The sequence below is a fragment of the Streptomyces sp. NPDC002690 genome, from assembly GCF_053592415.1.
In genome coordinates this window covers 1-1,486 of the sequence record NZ_JBSFVR010000716.1, presented here as the reverse complement: position 1 = coordinate 1,486, position 1,486 = coordinate 1, and the positions used below count along the sequence as shown (strand labels likewise).

Below are 1,486 nucleotides of genomic sequence, written 5' to 3'. Positions count from 1 at the left end.
GGGCGTGGCCTTCCAGCCGCGCCCCTCGCGCGTGCCGCTCCCCCGGCGCCCGGAGAAGGCGCGTGCCGCTCCCCCGGCACCGGCAGAAGGAAGGGGAAACGACGGTGCCGTCAGGCCCCGGTGTCAGGGGCGACCGCGTGGTGGGCGGTGTCCAGCAGGACCATCTCCTCCTTCGTCAGACGCAGGGCCCCGGCGGCCACGTTCTCCTCCAGGTGTGCCGGATCGCCGGTGCCGGGGATGGCCAGCACGTGCGGGCCGCGGTGCAGCGTCCATGCCAGCCGGACCTGTGCGGCACTCGCGCCGTGCGCCCGCGCGACCTCCGCCACCTCGTCCCGCTCCGGCGCCGCACCAACTCCCTTGTCGCGACCGGCGCCGGCGATCGAATAGAACGGTACGAACGCGATGCCCTGCCGTCCGCAGCTGTCGACGAACTCGTCCTGGTCGGGGCGTACTTGGATGCCGTAGAGATTCTGTACGCAGACCACCGGGGCGATCTTCTGCGCCTCGGCGAGGTGCTCGGGGCTCACGTTGGAGATGCCCAGGTGACGGATGAGTCCGCGCTCGCGCAGTTCGGCGAGCGCGCCGAAGCGTTCGGCGATCGAATCGGCCCCCAGCACACGGAGGTTGACGACATCGAGATGGTCGCGGCCGAGCTGGCGCAGGTTCTCCTCGACCTGCTCGCGCAGCCGTTCCGGGGTCGCGTGGGGAATCCACTCGCCCGAAGGAGCCCGGCCGGGGCCCACCTTGGTGGTGATGACGAGGTCGTCCGGATAGGGCGCGAGCGCCCGGTTGATCAGTTCGTTGGCAGAGCGCAGGCGCGAGAAGTAGAAGGCGGCGGTGTCGATGTGGTTGACGCCGAGCTCGACCGCCCGGCGCAGCACGCCGATCGCCTGGTCGCGGTCGCGCGGTGCGGCGTCCGGATCGAACGCGGCGCCGGTCTGCGGCAGTCGCATCGAGCCGAAGCCGATGCGGTTGATCTTCCGGTCGCCGAGGGTCCAGGTGCCCGAGGCGGCGGCTGTGATGGTGGCTGAGGTCATGGCGCCATGTTCGGTTCTGGACGGGGGTTCAGGCAAAACCTTTCGCCCTTCGACCGCGCACCCGCATCCCGCGCCCGGCGCCGGACGCCCCGCAGGCACACGGGCAACGCGTGGACGACGCACGGCCGGTGGCCCGGCTGTTGCCACCGCATTGCAGGTTCGTGACGGGTCGGGCGAGCACCTTCCCTGCTCGCGTCACTCGCCCTACGGTCCGTAACCGCCCTGCGGCGAAGCCGCGTCGGCTCCCTTCCCCCTGTCCCCGAGGAGCATTCGTGGTTCACACACCGTTGACCGAGTCCGGGTACGACCGCATGCGCATGCGCCAGTGGGCCGGTGGCCGGGCACGGTCCGCCGGCATCGACCGGCGGGATCTGCTGAGGCTTCTTGCCGCCGCCTCCGTGGCCCTTCCGCTGGCCTCGGCCGCGTACGCGGGCGTGGCGGCCGAGGCC

At 71.8% G+C, this 1,486-nt stretch carries 1 protein-coding gene; it reads right to left on the bottom strand.

The window, feature by feature from the left end; all coding sequences use genetic code 11:
* Positions 1–110 precede the first annotated feature (110 nt).
* The gene (locus ACWD3D_RS36975; protein ID WP_451465009.1) at positions 111–1,037 is read right to left on the bottom strand and encodes an oxidoreductase; all 927 of its coding nucleotides are present in this window, start codon (positions 1,035–1,037) and stop codon (positions 111–113) included.
* Positions 1,038–1,486 lie beyond the last annotated feature (449 nt).